Here is a 17857-nt window from a genome sequence, read left to right as displayed (position 1 = left end):
TGGATTTCTGGCTGAGCCGTGCCGGCAAGCGCCGCCCGGCGCGACCGGACTGCCCGCAGGGCGGCCTCAGCCCCGCCGGCGTTCGAGGCGCGGGTCTGGGCGGAGCCCGGTTGGCGGAAGGGGCGGGGTGGGGGAGAGCCCCGCAGGGCCCGGCCCGTCACGGCGCACCAGGCGGGAGGAAGGGGAGGCCCGCCGGGGCCCCGCCCTCGATGAGCCGCAGCAGCGCGTCCGTATCGGCGTGCTCCTCGATCAGGTCGCCGAGCAGGTCCAGCTGCTCCTCGCGCAAGGCCTCGAACGAGGTGTCCGGGGCCGGGACGAAGCGCCGGCCGGCGGCTGCGGCCACCTCGCGCAGGAACGCCCGCCGGAAGCCGTCCGACTCCAGCGAGCCGTGCCAGTGGGTGCCCCACACCGCGCCGACCCGGCAGCCGTCCAGGAAGGGTTCCCCGCCCAGCACTTCGGCCACGCCGTGGTGGATCTCGTACCCCGAAACCTCCTCGCCCAGAGCCGAGCCCGTCGGCCGGGCCAGGGTCTTCTCCACCGCGAAGCGGACGCGTACGGGCAGCAGGCCGAGGCCCGCCACTGATCCCGCCCGCGACTCGACCTCGTCCTCGATATGCTCGCCCAGCAGCTGGAACCCGCCGCAGACGCCCAGCACCGGCCGCCCCTCGGCGGCCCGCCGGGCCAGCGCGTCGGCCAGCCCGCGCTCGCGCAGCCAGGCCAGGGCCTTCACCGTGCCCCGCGTGCCCGGCACGACGACCAGGTCCGCGTCGGCCAGCTCCTCCGCCCGGTCCACGAAGCGCACCACGACCCCCGGCTCCGCCGCGAGCGCGTCCACGTCCGTGAAGTTGGACATCAGCGGCACCGCGCACACCGCGACCCGCAGCACGTCCTCGCCCACGGGCGGAGCCACCACGGACTCCCGCACCGCTCCCCGCAGGGAGACCCGCAGCCCGTCCTCCTCGTCGATGCCCAGCCCGTGCTGGAAGGGCAGGACCCCGAACGTGGCGCGCCCGGTCAGGCCGCGCAGCATCTCCATGCCCGGCTCCAGCAGCGAGACGTCACCGCGGAACTTGTTGACCAGGTATCCGGCGATCAGCGACTGGTCCTGCGCCGACAGCAGGGCCGTGGTACCGAAGAAGGAGGCGAAGACCCCGCCCCGGTCGATGTCCCCCACCACGACCACCGGGAACCGCGCGGCCCGCGCGATGCCCATGTTCACGATGTCGGTCCGGCGCAGGTTGATCTCGGCCGGACTGCCCGCCCCCTCGCAGATCACGGCGTCATACGTGCCCCGCAGCTGCTCCAGGCAGTCCGTGACGATGCCGAGCAACTGCTCCTGCCGGCCGCCGTGGTAGCCGCGGGCGCTCATCTCGCCCACCGGCTTGCCCAGCAGCACCACCTGGCTGCTGCGGTCGCTGCCCGGCTTGAGCAGGACCGGGTTCATCAGCGCGGTCGGCTCCACGCCGGCCGCCTGGGCCTGCATGGCCTGGGCGCGGCCGATCTCGGCGCCCTCGCGGGTGACGAAGGAGTTCAGCGACATGTTCTGCGCCTTGAAGGGCGCGACCTTCACGCCCTGGCGGGCCAGCCAGCGGCAGATGCCCGCCGTGACGACGCTCTTGCCCGCGTCCGACGTGGTTCCGGCGACCAGCAGTCCGCCGCCGCGCTTCGCGCCGCTCATGCGCGCCCCCTCCGTGTTGTCCGCGCGACCAGCATCCGGGCCGCCACACAGGTCCCCAGCGCCAGCCAGGTCACCTGCCGCGACAGCCGTACCGCCCGCTCGATGTCCGCGACCTCCACCGGCCGCCCCGCCCCGCCGTTGAGCACCGCCCGGTGTTCGACCCGGCCCCCGTACGCGAGGGTGCCGCCCAGCCGGACGCCGAGCGCCCCCGCGAAGGAGGCCTCCACGGGCCCGGCGTTCGGGCTCGGGTGCCCGGCGGCGTCCGCGCGCCAGGCACGTACGGCTCCCCGCCGGTCGGGTCCGGCCACCGCGGCGGCCAGCGCCGTCAGCCGGGCCCCCGGCCAGCCCGCCAGGTCGTCGAGCCGGGCGGAGGCCCAGCCGTAGCGCAGGTAGCGGGGGGACTTGTGGCCGACCATCGCGTCCAGGGTGTTCACGGCACGGAAGGCCAGCAGCCCGGGGACCCCCGCGACGGCGCCCCACACCAGGGCCCCGACCACGGCGTCCGAGGTGTTCTCCGCGACCGACTCCACGACGGCGCGGGCCATCTGCTGCTCGTCCAGGGCCTGCGGGTCGCGTCCGCACAGGTGCGGCAGCCGCTCCCGGGCCACCTCGGCGTCCCCGGCGGCGAGCGCGCCGCCGATGGCGCGGGCCTCACGGCCCAGCGAGGTGCCGCCCACGACGGCCCAGGTGGCGGCGGCGGTCAGGGCGATACGGGCGGCCGCGGGCCGGGAGCGCACGGCGCGGGCGCCCAGCGCGCCGACGGCGGCCGCGCCGCCGGCGCAGAGCAGGGTGTGCAGGAGGCCGCGGGCGCGGTCGTCGCGCCACAGGGCGCGCTCGACGGCGGCGGCGGCTCGTCCGAAGGCGGCCACGGGGTGCCCCCGGCGCGGATCCCCGAGGATCCGGTCGCCGATCAGGCCCGCCGTGACGCCGTACGCGAAAACGCGATCGGCACGCATGGTGGCAGGTATGTCCTCACTCAGGGTCCGCGCCCTGGTTCGACGTGTCCGGCGGCGAGAGTTCCTGGCTTCCGGGTCGCACTCGGCCGAGTGCCCCGGTGACAGTGGCGGGACCGCGCCGGATTCGCACCGGACTTCCTCTCCATGCCGCCGTGTTGGCTCGCGCAGTCCACCACGCACCGCGAAGGCCCGTCAACTCGCCGTTGACCTGCGGCGGGGCAGCGGGGCGTGGAGGCAGGGGTACGCGAAAGCTCCCCCCGGGAAACCCGGGGGGAGCCTTCACGCGTGACGTCTCAGACGACGATCAGGTAGATCCCGTACGCCACGGCCGCCGCGCAGAGCGCGAAGCAGGCGTACGCGCCGCTGCGGGCCAGGGTGGCCGCGCCGCCCCGCTCGGTGGCGGCCTCGTGCTTGGACAGGCCCACCAGGCCGAGGGTGAACAGGGCCACGAGGGCGACGGTGGCGGAGAGGCTGACCCCGAACACGGAGCCGAGGGCTTCCCAGTCGATCTTCATACCGCTGATTCCTCTGTCGTTCTCGGGGTCAGAGCGCCGCGGCCGGAGCCGCGGGCGTCGCGGTCGCGGCCGGGATGGTGGCCTTGAGGTCCTCGTCCGTCACGGCGGCGGTCGTACCGGCCGCGGCGGCGGTCGGCGGGACGGTGACGGCCGCGATCGCCGTGGTGACGACACCCGGCTCCTCGGCGTCGGCCGAGGGCACGTCGTTGACGTTGTTGTGGTCGACGACCTGGCGGCGCGAGATGAGCCAGATGGCGAGGCAGGAGCCGACCAGGAAGACCGTGACGGCGGCGATGCCTACGTCACCGATGCGCATGACCAGCTCGGCGCCCGCGGCGACGAGGCCGGCGGCCGGCAGGGTCAGGCCCCAGGCGATGAACATGCGGGTCGCGGTGGACCAGCGGACCACACCGCCCTTGCGGCCCAGGCCCGCACCCATGACCGCACCGGAGCACGAGTGGGTGGTGGAGAGCGAGAAGCCGAGGTTCGAGGAGGCCAGGATGACGGTGGCGGCCGACGTCTGGGCGGCGAAGCCCTGCTGCGGCTGCAGGTCGGTCAGGCCCTTGCCCATGGTGCGGATGATGCGCCAGCCGCCCAGGTAGGTGCCGAGCGCGATCGCGACACCGGCGGAGAGGATGACCCACACCGGCGGGTTCGCGTCGGGCGCGATGGCGCCGCCGGCGATGAGCGCCAGGGTGATGATGCCCATCGTCTTCTGCGCGTCGTTGGTGCCGTGCGCGAGGGAGACGAGTCCGGCCGAGGCGATCTGACCGGCGCGGTAGCCCTTGGCCGAGGTCTTCTCGCCGACCTTGTTGCCGAACTTGTACGTGACCTTCGTGGCCAGCATCGCCGCCAGGCCGGCGACGAGCGGGGCCGCGATCGCCGGGATCAGCACCTTGGTGACGAGCGTGTCGCCGTTGACCGCGCCGAGGCCGGCCGAGGCGACCGCGGCACCGATCAGGCCGCCCATCAGGGCGTGCGAGGAGCTGGAGGGCAGGCCGACCAGCCACGTGAGGAGGTTCCAGAGGATCGCGCCGACCAAGGCGGCGAAGATCACTTCTGGCTGGATGCCTTCCTCGTTGACCAGGCCCTTGGAGATCGTCTTGGCGACCTCCACGGACATGAAGGCGCCGACGAGGTTGAGCACGGCGGACATGGCCACCGCCGTCTTGGGCTTGAGGGCGCCAGTGGAGATGGTGGTGGCCATCGCATTGGCTGTGTCGTGGAAACCGTTCGTGAAGTCGAACACGAGAGCGGTGATGATCACGATCCCGAGGAGAAGCGTTATGTGCTCCATTTACCCAGGCTTCTGTTTGACGTCAGTGGCTCGGCGAACGTAGGCAACCTGGATGAACGGAAGGTGAACTGACTCGGGCGTAACGGTGACTCCGTCCGGGCCGTGATCGGGTCATTCGTCCTGATTCTGACCTACGTATCTCGATAAATGCACGTCAAAGCGGGGTGAACGAACCCTTCCGCGAGAGACCTGCGGCCCGTGCGCCGCCCCCGCCGGCGGAGCGATTGAGAGCTAGATCACCTCCCCGGCGGCGCCCGACGGAACGATCGCCTCCGGTGGCCCGCCGAAGCCCGCGCCTCGACACTGGAGCGGTGCGTACCGCGACAGCGACGGCAGCGGCCGTCACCACGACCCTCCTGGGCGCCGGCCTCGCCGCCGTCGCGGCCGGCCGCTACGCCGCCGGCGCGGCCCTGCGGCCCGAGCACGGGCGCCCGCTGCCCGGCAGCCCGCGGCTGATCGTCCACTCCACCGCCGCCGGCCGGGTCGTCCTCACCCTCCCCCGGTCTTCGGCCGGGGGAGCCCCCATGCCCGGCTTCCTGAGCGACGGCACGTACGGACTCGACGCCCCCGGGGTGCACGCCGTGGTCGGGCCCGTGCTCCCCGGCGCCGAGCACGAGCCGGGCACCGTCGTCCGCCGCCTCGTCGCCGTCACCCACGGCAGCCTCGACCCCGGCACCCGGGTCACCCTGACCCCCCGGGTCCACGTCGGGAACCCGCGCACCGCCCTCGGGCTCGACCACGCCGACGTCGACGTCCCCGGGGAGCTCGGCGCGCTGCCCGCCTGGTTCGTGCCCGCCGCCCGCGACACCTGGGTCATCACCGTGCACGGGCTCGGCGCCGGCCGGGAGCACCCGATGGTGCTCATGCCCTTCCTGCACCGGCGCCGGCTGCCCGTCCTCGACCTCGCCTACCGGGGCGACCTCGGCGCCCCCGCCTCCCCGGACGGCCTCGGCCACCTCGGCGAGTCCGAGTGGCGCGATGTGGACGCCGCCATCCGCTACGCCCTGCGCTACGGCGCCCGCCGCGTGATCCTGTACGGCTGGTCCACCGGCGCCGCGATGGCCCTGCGCGCCGCCGAACGCTCCGCGCTGGCCGGCCGGATCTCCGGGCTGGTGCTGGACTCGCCCGTCCTCGACTGGCACGCGACCCTGCGCGCGCTCGCCGCGGCGCGCCACACGCCGCGCACGGTGCTCCCGCTCGCGGTCCGGGCCGCCGAGAGCCGGGCCGGACTGCGCGCCGACCGCCGGCCGCCCCTGGTCCACCCGGGCGCGCTGACCGTCCCCGTACTGATCTTCCACGGGCCCGACGACACCCTCGCCCCCTGGGAGCCCTCGCGGCGGCTCGCCGCCGCCCGTCCCGACCTCGTCACCCTGCACACCGTGCGCGAGGCGGGCCACAGCGCCATGTGGAACGCCGACCCGGCCGGTTACGAGGAGGCCCTGCGCCGCTTCCTGACCCCCCTCATGTGACCGCCCGCCCGGCTCCCCCTGTCGCCGCTTCCACGCCCCTCATGTGAAAGGGATGTGGCGGTTGAAGCCCTGCGGGTGAGTTGCCCCGGTCTGCACCTCGGGCCCGCCTTGGAAACGGCTGGTTCCGTTTGGGCTTTCGGCCAGTGACGGGCGAGACTGCTTCCGTGACGTCCCGAAAGCCTGATGAGCAGTTGGCTCGCGACTCCAGACTCCGACTCGTCCCCCCGCGTTCGGTCGCCGCGGCCCGCAAGGCGGTGACGGACCGGCGTACCCGGCCCGCTCCGAGGCCCCCGGCGGGTACACCCGCCACGGCCGACCTCGCGAACCGGGCCCGGGCCTCGCTCGCCGACGCCGTACGCCTGACCCGCTGGGCCGAACTCAACCTCGGTGCGGGTGACGGGGGCAGTCCCGCCCCCACCGGGGTCCTGCACGCGGAGGACGTCGAACGCGCCGCGGGCGAACTCAACCTGACGCACGGCCAGATCCGAGTCGGCTGGGACCGCGCCCGGCTCGCCGGCCTCGTCGAGGTGCACGGCGGCCACGCCCGGCCCGGCTGGCGCCTGCGCGCCTGGGACCGCGACGACACCGCCGTACTGCGCGGCTGGGTCGCCCTCTTCGACGCCTGGTCCCTCGTCCACCCCGCCCCCGCCGACATCGCCCCCGCGGCCGTCGCCGAGGTCGTCGAGGCGATGCCCCAGCTGCTGTCCCTGCTCCAGCTGTCCGCCGGACCGGTGGCCGTCCCCGACCTCCTCGACCTCCTCGACCAGCGCGTCGCCGAACTGCGCGACGAGCGGTGCGAGATCCCCTACGACCCCGAGCCCGCGGCACCCCGGACGGACGAACCGGAAGCCCCGGCTCCGGCCGACGCCCCGGCCGGGACGGACGAACCGGAAGCCGCGGCCCCGGCCGGCGCCCCGGCTGCCGGCTCAGCCGAGCACCGGCCCGTCCCGCTGGCCCGGCTGCTGCGCTGGGCGCTCGGGGGACTCGCCGCCGTGGACGCCGTCACCCTCGGCCCCGCCCGGGCCGCCCTCACCCCGCTCGGCAGCTGGGCGGTCTGGGTCAAGCTGGAGCAGATCTGCGTGGCCGCGCAGAGCCCCGCCGGGAACATCGAGCAGTCCGCCGCCGCCATGCTGCACGGCTGCGCCCGGCTCACCCCGGGCCCGGCCCGCGCCGAGTACCAGGCCTGGCTCGCGGCCCGGCCCGTCCGGCACGCGGTCGGCGAGCTCCTGCACGCCGCCCGCGGCGAGGACGCCCTGCTGCGCGGCCTCGCCTTCGAGGCGCTGCGCGTGGTCGGCGCCCCCGCCGAACCCGAGGTGCGGGCCGCCGTACGGGACCCCGCCCTGCGCCCCTACGCCCTGCTCTGGCTCGCCGAGCACGACGGGGTCGACCCCGACGAGGCGCAGGACGTCCTCACCCCCGAGGAGTCGACCTGGCTCTGGGTGGACACCGCCGCCGCCATCGCCGACCACGGCGAAGCCGACCTGCTGGCCCGCCACCTCGACTCGGCCGTCCGGACCACGGTCCCCAGGCTGCTGGACGAGGTCCGCGCCGTCGGCCACCCGCGCACCGTGCAGGTCCTGGTCGCGCTGGCGGCGGCCCACCCCGACCCGGCCCTGGCCAAGGCGGTCCGCCGGGCCGCCTTCCAGGTCCACACCGGCGGCGCGTAGCCCGGGCGATGGCGGGACGTACCCGCCGCGGGTCTCAGACCTGCGGCGCGTACGTCCCGAAGCTCCAGATGTTGCCCTCGGCGTCCCGGGCCATGTAGTCGCGGGAGCCGTAGTCCTGGTCGGTGGGCTCCATCAGGATCTCGGCGCCGTGCTCGACGGCCCGCCGGTGGTGGGCGTCCACGTCCTCCACCACGACGTAGACCCCCGAGGGCCCGGCATCGCCCATGGCCTTGTCGAAGACCCCGCCGGTGCCCTTGCTGCCCAGCATCACCACGCCGTTGCCGTAGGCCAGCTCCGCGTGGACCACCGCGCCGTTCTCGCCCTCGTACACCGCGACCTGGCTGAAGCCGAAGGCCTCGGTCAGCAGCTTGATGGCCGCCTTCGCGTCGCGGTAGACCAGCGTGGGACAGATGGACGGAACGCCTGCCATGACGATCACTCCCTCTCGTGACGGTGACCCACGTCACAGCATGGCAGGCGCCGCCGACAGTCAGCGGAAGGTGTTGCACTGGGCCATGTCGCCGGTGCGGTAGCCCTGGTAGAACCACTGCTGGCGCTGCTCGGCCGACCCGTGCGTCCAGGATTCCGGGGTCACCCGGCCCTGCATCTTCTCCTGGATCCGGTCGTCGCCGACCGCGGCCGCCGCGTCCAGCCCGTCCCTGATGTCCTCGTCGGTGAGCTTGGTGATCAGCGGCCGGCCGGTGGACTCGTCCGGGGTCCGCGTCGCGTTGTGCGCCCATACCCCGGCATAGCAGTCCGCCTGGAGCTCGACCTTGACGGCGTTGCTGGCCGCGCCCTGCTGCCCGTCCTGGGCCCGCTGGAGCGTCCCGGTCAGGTTCTGGACGTGGTGTCCGTACTCGTGGGCGATGACGTACGCCTGCGCGAAGGGGCCGCCGCTCGCGCCGAACTTCGTCCGCAGGTCGTCGTAGAACGTCAGGTCCAGGTAGACCCGCCGGTCGGCGGGGCAGTAGAAGGGTCCGACCGCGGAGGTCGCCGCCCCGCAGCCGGTGTTCACGCGGTCCTTGAAGAAGAACGTGGTCGCGGGGCTGTAGGTGCCGCCGCGCCGGGTGAACTCCTGTCGCCAGAAGTCCTGGGTGCTGTTGACCACCGCGACCAGCCGGCAGTCCTCCCGGGTGTTCGCGTCCCGCCCCTTCTTGCAGGTCTGCTCCACCTGGCTGAGGGAGGTCGCGGCGGGGACCGGCTCCGGATCGCCGGAGGACAGCCCCAGCTGCTCGGGCCCCACCCCGAACAGGAGGCCCATGACCAGCGCGATCAATCCGACGAGGCCGCCGCCGATCGTGGCCTTCCCGCCCGGGACGCGGCTGCCGCGCACGTCCTTGACCTCGGAAGTGTCCAGATCGGCGTCGTCGTCGAACTGCATGCCGCACCGCCCTCCACTCATGGAACCGGCAGGGGCCGCGAGGCCGCCCCTGCGGCGAGTATCGACCCAATCACCCCGTTGCGCGTTCCGGCCCGCCGGAGCGCCCCCTGGGCCGGACGGGGGACACGGGGGAGGGCGCCCGGGGCCCCCACCGGCCCCGAAACCAGTTGCACAGCCCCGGTAGAATGGCTCCCATGGCAAATCTCCTCGCGGATTAGCGGCGTCGAAGTCTCGCGTCCTGCCCCCCTTCCGCCGTCCCGACCGCCCTGGAGCATTTCCGTGATCACCGCCACCGGTATCGAGCTGCGCGCCGGCGCCCGCATCCTCCTCGAGTCCGCTTCCTTCCGCATCGCCAAGGGCGACCGCATCGGCCTGGTCGGCCGCAACGGAGCGGGCAAGACCACCCTCACCAAGTGCCTCGCCGGCGAGGGCCAGCCCGCGGCCGGCAGCATCACCCGGTCGGGCGAGGTCGGCTACCTCCCGCAGGACCCGCGCACCGGCGACCTCGAGGTCCTGGCCCGCGACCGGATCCTGTCCGCCCGCGGCCTCGACGTGCTGATCAAGAAGATGCGGATGAACGAGGAGCGCATCGCCACCGGCTCCGGCGGCACCCGCGAGAAGGCGCTCAAGCAGTACGAGCGCCAGGAGACCGAGTTCCTCACCAAGGGCGGGTACGCCGCCGAATCCGAGGCCGCGACCATCTCGGCCGCCCTCAGCCTCCCGGACCGGGTACTCGGCCAGCCGCTGCACACCCTCTCCGGCGGTCAGCGCCGCCGCGTCGAGCTCGCCCGGATCCTCTTCTCGGACGCCGACACCCTGCTCCTCGACGAGCCGACCAACCACCTCGACGCCGACTCGGTCGTCTGGCTGCGCGACTACCTGAAGAACTACCGCGGCGGCTTCGTCGTGATCTCCCACGACGTCGACCTGGTCGAGACCGTCGTCAACAAGGTCTTCTACCTCGACGCCAACCGGTCCCAGATCGACGTCTACAACATGGGCTGGAAGCTCTACCAGCAGCAGCGCGAGGCCGACGAGAAGCGCCGCAAGCGCGAGCGCCAGAACGCGGAGAAGAAGGCCGCGGCCCTGAACTCGCAGGCCGACAAGATGCGCGCCAAGGCGACCAAGACCGTCGCCGCGCAGAACATGGCCAAGCGCGCCGAGCGGCTGCTGTCCGGCCTGGAGGCCGTCCGCGTCTCCGACAAGGTCGCCAAGCTGCGCTTCCCGGACCCGGCGCCCTGCGGCAAGACCCCGCTGACCGCGGAGGGCCTCTCCAAGTCCTACGGCTCGCTGGAGATCTTCACCGACGTCGACCTGGCCATCGACAAGGGCTCCCGCGTCGTCATCCTCGGCCTCAACGGCGCCGGCAAGACCACGCTGCTGCGCCTGCTGTCGGGCACGGAGAAGCCCGACACCGGCACGGTCACCCCCGGCCACGGGCTCAAGCTGGGCTACTACGCCCAGGAGCACGAGACCCTGGACCCGGACCGCACGGTCCTGGAGAACATGCGGTCCTCCGCGCCCGACCTGGACCTGGTCGCCGTACGCAAGACGCTCGGCTCCTTCCTCTTCTCCGGGGACGACGTGGACAAGCCCGCCGGGGTGCTCTCCGGTGGGGAGAAGACCCGTCTGGCCCTGGCCACGCTGGTCGTCTCCTCGGCGAACGTGCTGCTGCTCGACGAGCCCACCAACAACCTCGACCCGGCCAGCCGCGAGGAGATCCTGGGCGCGCTGCGCACGTACAAGGGCGCGGTCATCCTGGTCACCCACGACGAGGGCGCCGTCGAGGCGCTGGAGCCGGAGCGGATCATCCTGCTGCCGGACGGCGTCGAGGACCTGTGGGGCCCCGACTACCGGGACCTGGTCGCCCTCGCCTGATCCAATTCCTTATGGATCATTCGGCTCAGGGGTGATCCATCATCTGAGTGAGACGGTCTCGTACCGTTGCGCGTCGTACGACGGCCCCGGCCGCGCTCGGATGAGGGCGCGACCGGGGCCGTTCTGCTGCGTGTCCCCCGCCCCTGACCTGGCGATTCCCCGCGAGGGCGGCGGAGTGTGACGGAGGTCATGCGGCGGAAGGGGAGATTCCGTTCTGCTCGGGTGTCCACCCCTCGGGAAATGCCGTCGTACCGACCTTGCGGAATGGGTGGCCAGGAAGCGTGGGAGGGGTGATCATGAGAAGTCCAGAGCGCACTTCCCACGAGGAGGCACGGGTGGCCGAGACTCTGAAGAAGGGCAGCCGGGTAACCGGCGCCGCGCGCGACAAGCTCGCGGCAGACCTGAAGAAGAAGTACGACTCCGGTGCGAGTATCCGGGCGCTGGCCGAAGAGACCGGCCGGTCCTACGGATTCGTCCACCGGATGCTCAGTGAGTCCGGGGTTTCGCTGCGCGGTCGCGGTGGCGCGACGCGGGGCAAGAAGGCCGCTACGGCCTGACCCTGGGCCCAACGGATCCGACGCTCGAACGTTTCACCTGTTCCACATGGTCCGACGTTCCCTTCGGTGACCCCCGGTCGGCCGTCCGGTCGACTGGGTGGTTACTGTGCAGTCACTTAGGCCGGTTTCGCGGCCGACTGCACACCGGAGGCATACGGATGACTCTGCTCGACAAGGACGGCGTGCGACTCACCGTCGACGACTCGCTCGCCACGGTGACACTGACCAATCCGGCCAAGCGAAACGCCCAATCCCCCGCGCTCTGGCGGGCTTTGGCGGAGGCCGGAAGGTCGTTGCCGGGCACCGTCCGGGTCGTCGTGCTGCGCGGCGAGGGCAAGTCCTTCTCCGCCGGGCTCGACCGGCAGGCGTTCACCCCCGAGGGTTTCGAGGGCGAGCCGTCCTTCCTCGACCTGGCACGCGGTTCGGACGAACTGCTCGACTCCACGATCGCCGCATACCAGGAGGCGTTCACCTGGTGGCGGCGTAACGACATCATCTCCGTCGCCGCGGTGCAGGGGCACGCGATCGGCGCCGGCTTCCAGCTCGCGCTCGCGTGCGACCTGCGCGTGGTCTCCGACGACGTGCAGTTCGCCATGCGCGAGACCAGCCTGGGTCTGGTGCCCGACCTGGCCGGCACCCAGCCGCTGACCTCGCTGGTCGGCTATGCCCGTGCGCTGGAGATCTGCGCCACGGGCCGCTTCGTGCACGCCGAGGAGGCCGAGCGGGTGGGCCTGGCCAACCTCGTGGTGCCCGCCGACGAGCTCGACGCCGCCGTGCAGGACCTCGCCACCGCGCTGCTGGCGCCGCCGCGCGCCGCCGTCATCGAGACCAAGGCGCTGCTGCGCGACGCGCAGTCCCGGCCGTACGACGACCAGCGGACCGCCGAGCGCGCCGCCCAGGCCCGCCGCCTGCGCGACCTGGCCGGGCTCTCGGACTGACCCGGGAACAAGGTGCGGGATCCGGGGCCGGGCCCCGGATCTTCGCCCGTGTCGGCGTAGTCCCCGAGCGGGGACGGCTTCGCGCGCCTAACGTGGAGCGGAGTGAGTCCGCACGCGCGAAGGGACATGCGATGACCGAATCAGCATCGGGCAGCAGCGTCGGCAAGCCGCCTGCCGACCGGGGCCGCACCTCCATCGCCGACGGGGTGGTGGAGAAGATCGCCGGGCTGGCCGCGCGCGAGGTGGTCGGCGTGCACGCCATGGGCAGCGGCAGCGGGCTGTCCCGTACCTTCGGCGCCGTCCGCGACCGTGTGCCGGGCGGCGCGAAGGCCTCCGTCAGCCGCGGGGTCAAGGCGGAGGTCGGCGAGGTGCAGACGGCCCTCGACCTGGAGATCGTCGTCGAATACGGCGTGGCGATCAGGGAGGTGGCCCGGGCCGTCCGCGAGAACGTCATCTCGGCGGTCGAACGGATGACCGGCCTGGAGGTCGTCGAGGTCAACATCGCCGTCAGCGACGTCAAGCTGCCCGACGAGCCCGACGACGAGCCGGAGTCCCGGCTCCAGTAGCCGAGAGGAGCCACGCAATGAGCATGGCGGTCGCCGGCCTCTTCGCCGGCATGGCCCTGGCTTTCGCCGGGTACTTCGGAGGCTTCGGAGCCTTCCTGCTGGTGGCGGCGCTCGGCGCCATCGGCTTCATCGCCGGCCGGTTCCTCGACGGGGACCTGGATCCCGGGGACCTGTTCCGGCGCCGCGACGACCGGCGCGGGTGAGGCGCCGATGAGCAGCACCCCACCGAACGGCACCCCGCCCCTCGGCACCCCACCGGACGGCACCTCGCCCGAGACGGGCCCGCCCGCGGCCGTCCCGCCCGGGGCCGCGCCCACCCGGGTGGCTCCCGCCGACCGGGGGGCCACCCGGATCGCCGACCGGGTCGTCGCCAAGATCGCGGCCCAGGCCGCCCGGGAGGCGCTCGCCGCGCCGCTCGCGGACCGGGCGGCGGCCCCGCACGCCACCGTCACCGTGCACCACGACATCGCCCGCGTACGGGTCAGCCTTGAGCTGGACTACCCCTCCGACCTCGGCGCCCAGTGCGCGGCCGTCCGCCGTCAGGTCGCCCTCCGGGTCGAGGAGTGCGCGGCGATGTCCGTACCGGAAGTGGACATCGACATCGAGCACCTGCACTCCACACACGCCCGGCCCGCCGCCGGGCGGGACCGGCGGCTGCGGTGACGGACACCAAGCCGAGCGAGCCCCGCGCCCCGCACGAACCCCGCGCCCACCGGTTCCGCTCCGCCCGGCGCGTGCCGGCCGCGCTCACCGCCCTCGCCGTCCTCGCGGTGGCGGGGCTGTTCCTGTACGACCTGGCCGCCGTACGGGCCGGCCGGCCCGCCATGGCCTGGCGGCGCGAGCTCGCCCGGCAGCTGGACCGGCAGACCCCGGCGGACCTGGCCGTGCAGCTGGGCGGCGGGATCCTCGCCGTCGCCGGGGCGCTGCTCCTGCTGATGGCGCTCGCCCCGGGACTGCGCGGGCTGCTTTCCATGCGGACGCCGGAGGCCGGCGCGGGCACCGGGCTGCGCGCGGGGATCGGGCGCAAGGACGCGGCGCAGGTGCTGCGGGACCGGGCCATGGAGGTGCCCGGGGTGCGGTCGGTCCGGGTGAAGGTGGGCCGCTCCCGCATCGGGGTCAGGGCCACCTCGCACTTCCGCGAACTGGACGACGTACGGGCCGACCTGGACACGGTGCTCGCCGCCGGCGTCGAGGAACTCGGCCTCGCGCACCCGCCGCACCCGCGCGTCAAGGTCAGGAGGTGACGAGATGCTCGCAGTGGTGAACCGGATCCTGCTGGCCCTGACGGGCCTGGTCCTGCTGGCGGCCGGGGCCTCGGTGCTCGCGGCGTCCTGGCCGCTGGGCGGCCGCCACGCGCCGCTGCTGACCGAGGAGGCCCGGCGCGGGTACTGGCGTGCCGAGGGCTGGTGGTGGTGGGCGGTGATCGCCGGCCTCGGGCTGGGCGTGCTGCTGTCGCTGTGGTGGCTGCTGTCCCAACTGAGGCGCTCGCGCCTGCAGGCCGTGGAGGTCGACGCCGGGGACGGTGCGTTCGCCCTGCTGCGGGGGCGCGCCCTGGAGGAGGCGGTGGCGGCGGAGGCCGGCGCCCTGGAGGGGGTGGCCCGCTGCCGGGTCGCGCTGCGCGGCAGGCGGGGATCGCCCGCCCTGCGCATCGGGCTGGAGCTGGAGCCCCACGCCGTCCCGGTCGATGTGCTGGCCGCCCTCGCGGGCCCGGTCCTGACCCACGCGCGCACCTCGGCGGGCCTGGCCGAACTGCCGGTGGAGGCCCGCCTGAAGGTGACGTCCCACAAGGCCCAGCGCGTCACGTGACCACGGTCGTCACCACGCGCTCGGCCACGGGCGTGCGGCGGGCCGGTCAGAAGCCGTGCCGGGAGCCGCCGTCGACCGGGAGCATGACGCCCGTCAGGTACGAGGCGGCCGGGGACAGCAGGAACGCCGCCGTACGGCCGAACTCCTCCGGGGCGCCGTAGCGCCGCAGCGGGATCCTGGACTCGTTCCCGGCCCGTGCCGCCGCCGCGTCCCCGGACAGCGCGTCCAGCTCCCGCACCCGGTCGGTGTCGATCCGCGCCGGGAGCAGGCCGACGACCCGGATCCCGCGCGGGCCGAGTTCCACGGAGAGGGACTTCGCGAAGCCGGCCAGGCCCGGCCGCAGGCCGTTGGAGATGGTCAGGCCCGGGATCGGCTCGTGGACCGAGCCCGACAGGACGAAGCCGATGACCCCGCCCTCGCCGAGCTCCGCGGCGGCCGCCCGGGCGAGGCGGACCGCGCCGAGGAAGACCGACTCGAAGGCGGCCGTCCACTGCTCGTCGGTGTTGTCCAGCGCGGAGCCGGGGGCGGGGCCGCCGACGCTGATGAGGATGCCGTCGAGGCGTCCGAAGCGCTCGCGGGCGGTCGCGACGAGCCGGCCGGCCGCTGCCGGGTCGGCGTTGTCGGCCGCCACCGCGATCACGTCCGGGCCGAGTTCGGCGGCGGCCGCGGCCGTCCGCCGCTCGTCCCGGCCCGTCAGGACGACCCGGGCGCCGTCGGCGGTCAGTTCCCGGGCGGCTGCGAAGCCGAGGCCGCGCGTGGCCCCGGTGACGATGTAGACACGGTCCTTCAGTCCAAGATCCATGCCGACACGCTACGCCGTCGCGGGCTCCCGGTCGGCGCCGGATCCGGATCCGGCCGCCTGTTCCTCGCGCTCGCGCTTCTCGCGCCGTACGAGGACCACCCAGCCCACCGGGACCGCGGCCGCGAACAGCCACCACTGGACGGCGTACGCCATGTGCGCGCCGATCGAGTCGTGGTCGGGGTCGGCCACGGGCTGGGGGCTGCCGTCGGCCGGGGCCGGAGAGGTGAGTTCCAGGTAGCCGCCGAGTACCGGCTTGCCCAGGTACCGGGCCTGCTGGGTGCTGTTGATCAGCATCACCTGGCGGTCCGGCAGGCCCTTGCGGTCCTTGATGCCGCTGCCGGCGCTGGTCTCGTCGGCCTTCAGCCGGCCGGTGACCGTGACCTCGCCCGCGGGGGCGGCGGGCACCGGCGGGTACGCGCGGGGGTCGTCGCCGCCCGGCACCCAGCCCCGGTTGACGAGCACCACCCGGCCGTCGCCGAGGACGAGCGGGGTCAGGACGTGGAAGCCGACCTTGTCGTCGTTGTCGGTCCGCATCCGGACGACCACCTCGTGCGCGGTGTCGTACGTGCCGGTCGCGGTGACCGCCCGCCAGAAGTCCGCGCGGGGGACCCGGTGGCCGGGGGAGGTGACCTCCGTCATGGGGGCCGGCGCCGCCCGCAGGTTCTGCTCGATCAGCCGGTTCTGCGCGACCCGGTGCTCATGGCGGTGGAACTGCCAGAACCCCAACTTGATCATCACGGGGATGAGGACGAGGGCGACGAGGGTGAGGCACACCCACTGCCGGGTCAGTACAAAGCGGTACACGCCCACGACGGTACCCCCAGCGGGTCGGCCCCGGGCGGCCGGGTGGCCGTCCGGGGCCGGGCGGACTGGAGGGCCGGGGGCGCGGGGTGCGGGGACGGGGTGTCAGACGTGGTCCTTGACGCCCACCTTCCCTTCCGCGCGGGCGCAGTGCGCCCCGCAGAACCACTGCCCCTCGACGTCGACGCCCTGGCCGATGATCTGGACCCGGCAGTGCTCGCAGATGGGCGCCATGCGGTGAATGGCGCAGGAGAAGCAGTCGAAGACGTGCACGGCGCCCTGCGCGTGCACCTCGAACGACATGCCGTAATCGTTTCCGCAGACCTCACAACGTGCCATGCGCCGCATGCTCCGCACGGCGGTGGACCGGAACAAGATCCACACGGGTGAGTCGCCGCGCCTGCACCCTCCCGGCGCAATCGCGCTCAGTGCGCGCTGGGGTCCGCGTCGTCGTCCGGGCTGTCGTCGCAGCCGTGGTCCGTGCCGTGGTCCGGGCCCTGGTCCGTGCCGTGGTCCGGGCTGTTGTCCGCGGTGCCGTCCTCCGCCGCTGCCGCCACGTCCCGCAGCAGCTGGGTGAAGGCGGCCTCGTCGACGACCGGCGTGCCGAAGGACTTGGCCTTGACCGTCTTCGAGGTCGCCGAGTCGGGGTCGTTCGTCACCAGCAGGCTGGTGAGCCGCGACACACTCGTCGCGATGTGCAGGCCCGCCTCGACCGCGCGGTCCTCCAGCAGCTCCCGGTCCACGGAGGTGTCGCCGGAGAAGGCGATCCGCATGCCCTGCTTCAGCGGCTCGCCGTCCTCGTAGCGGCCGGGGTTGGGGTGCGGGCACGGCGGCCGCTTGCGCGAGGGCCGCCAGCCGCCGCCCCGGTAGGAGGCCTGGTAACCCACCCGCAGGGTGGCGGGGGAGTCGGACCACTCCGTCAGCGGCCGGCATTCCAGCAGGGGCAGCCGTACGCCGTCCCGCGCGGCCGCGTGCAGCGACGGACGGAACGCCTCCGCCAGCACCCGGGCGTCGTCGAGCGCGTGGTGCGCGCGCTGCTGGACCACGCCGAAGTGCGCGGCGAGCGACTCCAGCTTGTGGTTGGGCAGCGGGAGGTTCAGCTCCTTCGACAGGGCGATGGTGCACAGCCGCTGACGGACCGGCGCGGTCTCGGCGGCCCGCGCGTACTCCCGGGCGATCATCTGCCAGTCGAAGATGGCGTTGTGCGCGACCAGCACCCGGTCGGCGAGCCGGCCCGCGAACTCCTCGGCGATGTCCTTGAAGAGCGGCGCGTCGCCGAGCATGTCGCTGGTGATGCCGTGGATCCACACCGGCCCGGGATCGCGCTGCGGGTTGACCAGCGTGTACCAGTGGTCCTCCACATTGCCCTGGGCGTCCAGCCGGTAGACGGCGGCGGAGACTATCCGGTCGTCGCGAGCGAGCCCGGTGGTCTCCACGTCGACGACCGCGTACCCCTGTGGGTACGCGGTCGGCCACATCGTCTCTGCGGTTGTACGGTCGTCGAGCATGGTCACAGAGGATATCGGCCCCGACCGACAGCCGTGGC

19 protein-coding genes, 1 pseudogene and 1 riboswitch are annotated in these 17857 nt (G+C 73.7%); of the genes and pseudogenes, 10 read left to right on the top strand and 10 right to left on the bottom strand.

From position 1 onward, the window contains the following. Window positions 1-160 precede the first annotated feature (160 nt). The 4 genes and pseudogenes from BGK67_RS09925 to BGK67_RS09910 all read right to left on the bottom strand — a co-directional run. Window positions 161-1678: pseudogene (locus BGK67_RS09925) on the bottom strand (cobyric acid synthase); the annotation flags it as partial. After that, window positions 1675-2634 carry a cobalamin biosynthesis protein gene (locus tag BGK67_RS09920; RefSeq protein WP_069919728.1) on the bottom strand — a complete coding sequence of 320 codons (960 nt, stop codon included), beginning with the start codon at window positions 2632-2634 and terminating at the stop codon, window positions 1675-1677. The pseudogene BGK67_RS09925 and the gene BGK67_RS09920, both read right to left, overlap by 4 nt. A 58-nt stretch (window positions 2635-2692) precedes the next feature. Beyond that, window positions 2693-2775, bottom strand: a riboswitch (cobalamin riboswitch). A gap of 152 nt (window positions 2776-2927) precedes the next feature. After that, window positions 2928-3149, bottom strand: a complete 222-nt coding sequence (locus tag BGK67_RS09915) for a hypothetical protein (RefSeq protein ID WP_069919727.1) — start codon at window positions 3147-3149, stop codon at window positions 2928-2930. A 28-nt stretch (window positions 3150-3177) separates the two neighbouring features. Next, window positions 3178-4446 (bottom strand): inorganic phosphate transporter, encoded by a 1269-nt coding sequence (locus tag BGK67_RS09910; protein WP_069919726.1) that lies wholly within the window; start codon window positions 4444-4446, stop codon window positions 3178-3180. A gap of 311 nt (window positions 4447-4757) precedes the next feature. On the opposite strand from BGK67_RS09910, the gene BGK67_RS09905 reads away from it, so the two are divergent. Together BGK67_RS09905 and BGK67_RS09900 are read left to right on the top strand one after the other, a co-directional pair. After that, window positions 4758-5915: an alpha/beta hydrolase family protein gene (locus BGK67_RS09905; RefSeq protein ID WP_069919725.1), complete on the top strand. Its 1158-nt coding sequence runs from the start codon at window positions 4758-4760 to the stop codon at window positions 5913-5915. 164 nt (window positions 5916-6079) lie between these two features. Continuing rightward, window positions 6080-7582, top strand: a complete 1503-nt coding sequence (locus BGK67_RS09900) for a hypothetical protein (RefSeq protein ID WP_079154109.1) — start codon at window positions 6080-6082, stop codon at window positions 7580-7582. A gap of 34 nt (window positions 7583-7616) precedes the next feature. On the opposite strand, the gene BGK67_RS09895 is transcribed toward BGK67_RS09900, so the two are convergent. After that, on the bottom strand, window positions 7617-8012 hold the full coding sequence (locus BGK67_RS09895; protein ID WP_069923752.1) for a VOC family protein: 396 nt from the start codon (window positions 8010-8012) through the stop codon (window positions 7617-7619). Between the two features lie 60 nt (window positions 8013-8072). Further along, on the bottom strand, window positions 8073-8963 hold the full coding sequence (gene ypfJ, locus BGK67_RS09890) for a KPN_02809 family neutral zinc metallopeptidase (RefSeq protein ID WP_069919724.1): 891 nt from the start codon (window positions 8961-8963) through the stop codon (window positions 8073-8075). A gap of 279 nt (window positions 8964-9242) precedes the next feature. On the opposite strand from ypfJ, the gene BGK67_RS09885 reads away from it, so the two are divergent. From BGK67_RS09885 to amaP, 8 genes are all read left to right on the top strand, one after another. Further along, a complete protein-coding gene (locus BGK67_RS09885) occupies window positions 9243-10841 on the top strand; it encodes an ABC-F family ATP-binding cassette domain-containing protein (protein WP_069919723.1) in 1599 nt (532 codons plus the stop codon). Window positions 10842-11176: 335 nt separating this feature from the next. After that, window positions 11177-11398 carry a helix-turn-helix domain-containing protein gene (locus tag BGK67_RS09880; protein WP_030010789.1) on the top strand — a complete coding sequence of 74 codons (222 nt, stop codon included), beginning with the start codon at window positions 11177-11179 and terminating at the stop codon, window positions 11396-11398. Window positions 11399-11556: 158 nt separating this feature from the next. Further along, window positions 11557-12336: an enoyl-CoA hydratase/isomerase family protein gene (locus tag BGK67_RS09875; RefSeq protein WP_069919722.1), complete on the top strand. Its 780-nt coding sequence runs from the start codon at window positions 11557-11559 to the stop codon at window positions 12334-12336. A gap of 131 nt (window positions 12337-12467) precedes the next feature. Then, window positions 12468-12902 (top strand): Asp23/Gls24 family envelope stress response protein, encoded by a 435-nt coding sequence (locus BGK67_RS09870; RefSeq protein ID WP_069919721.1) that lies wholly within the window; start codon window positions 12468-12470, stop codon window positions 12900-12902. Window positions 12903-12919: 17 nt separating this feature from the next. Beyond that, window positions 12920-13105 (top strand): hypothetical protein, encoded by a 186-nt coding sequence (locus BGK67_RS09865; protein WP_069919720.1) that lies wholly within the window; start codon window positions 12920-12922, stop codon window positions 13103-13105. Between the two features lie 7 nt (window positions 13106-13112). Continuing rightward, window positions 13113-13565, top strand: coding sequence for a hypothetical protein (locus BGK67_RS09860; protein WP_079154108.1), 453 nt, complete (start codon window positions 13113-13115; stop codon window positions 13563-13565). Next, the gene (locus tag BGK67_RS09855) at window positions 13562-14146 is read left to right on the top strand and encodes a DUF6286 domain-containing protein (RefSeq protein WP_069919719.1); all 585 of its coding nucleotides are present in this window, start codon (window positions 13562-13564) and stop codon (window positions 14144-14146) included. The genes BGK67_RS09860 and BGK67_RS09855 overlap by 4 nt, the downstream gene beginning before the upstream one ends. A 4-nt stretch (window positions 14147-14150) precedes the next feature. After that, entirely contained in the window at window positions 14151-14708 is a 558-nt protein-coding gene (gene amaP, locus BGK67_RS09850) for an alkaline shock response membrane anchor protein AmaP (RefSeq protein WP_069919718.1), read from the top strand. A gap of 46 nt (window positions 14709-14754) precedes the next feature. Here amaP and BGK67_RS09845 read toward each other — a convergent pair whose 3' ends face one another. The 4 genes from BGK67_RS09845 to BGK67_RS09830 form a co-directional block, all read right to left on the bottom strand. Further along, a complete protein-coding gene (locus BGK67_RS09845) occupies window positions 14755-15510 on the bottom strand; it encodes an SDR family oxidoreductase (RefSeq protein WP_069919717.1) in 756 nt (251 codons plus the stop codon). Between the two features lie 9 nt (window positions 15511-15519). Next, window positions 15520-16314, bottom strand: coding sequence for an SURF1 family cytochrome oxidase biogenesis protein (locus BGK67_RS09840; RefSeq protein ID WP_069923750.1), 795 nt, complete (start codon window positions 16312-16314; stop codon window positions 15520-15522). 102 nt (window positions 16315-16416) lie between these two features. Then, complete coding sequence (locus BGK67_RS09835) at window positions 16417-16650, bottom strand: hypothetical protein (RefSeq protein WP_069923749.1); 234 nt, start codon at window positions 16648-16650, stop codon at window positions 16417-16419. Window positions 16651-16736: 86 nt separating this feature from the next. Beyond that, complete coding sequence (locus BGK67_RS09830) at window positions 16737-17819, bottom strand: DEDDh family exonuclease (RefSeq protein WP_244291183.1); 1083 nt, start codon at window positions 17817-17819, stop codon at window positions 16737-16739. Between the last annotated feature and the right edge of the window lie 38 nt (window positions 17820-17857).

This window comes from Streptomyces subrutilus, from assembly GCF_001746425.1.
Taxonomy (GTDB): Bacteria; Actinomycetota; Actinomycetes; order Streptomycetales; family Streptomycetaceae; genus Streptomyces; species Streptomyces subrutilus_A.
This window is presented reverse-complemented; position numbering and strand designations above follow the sequence as displayed.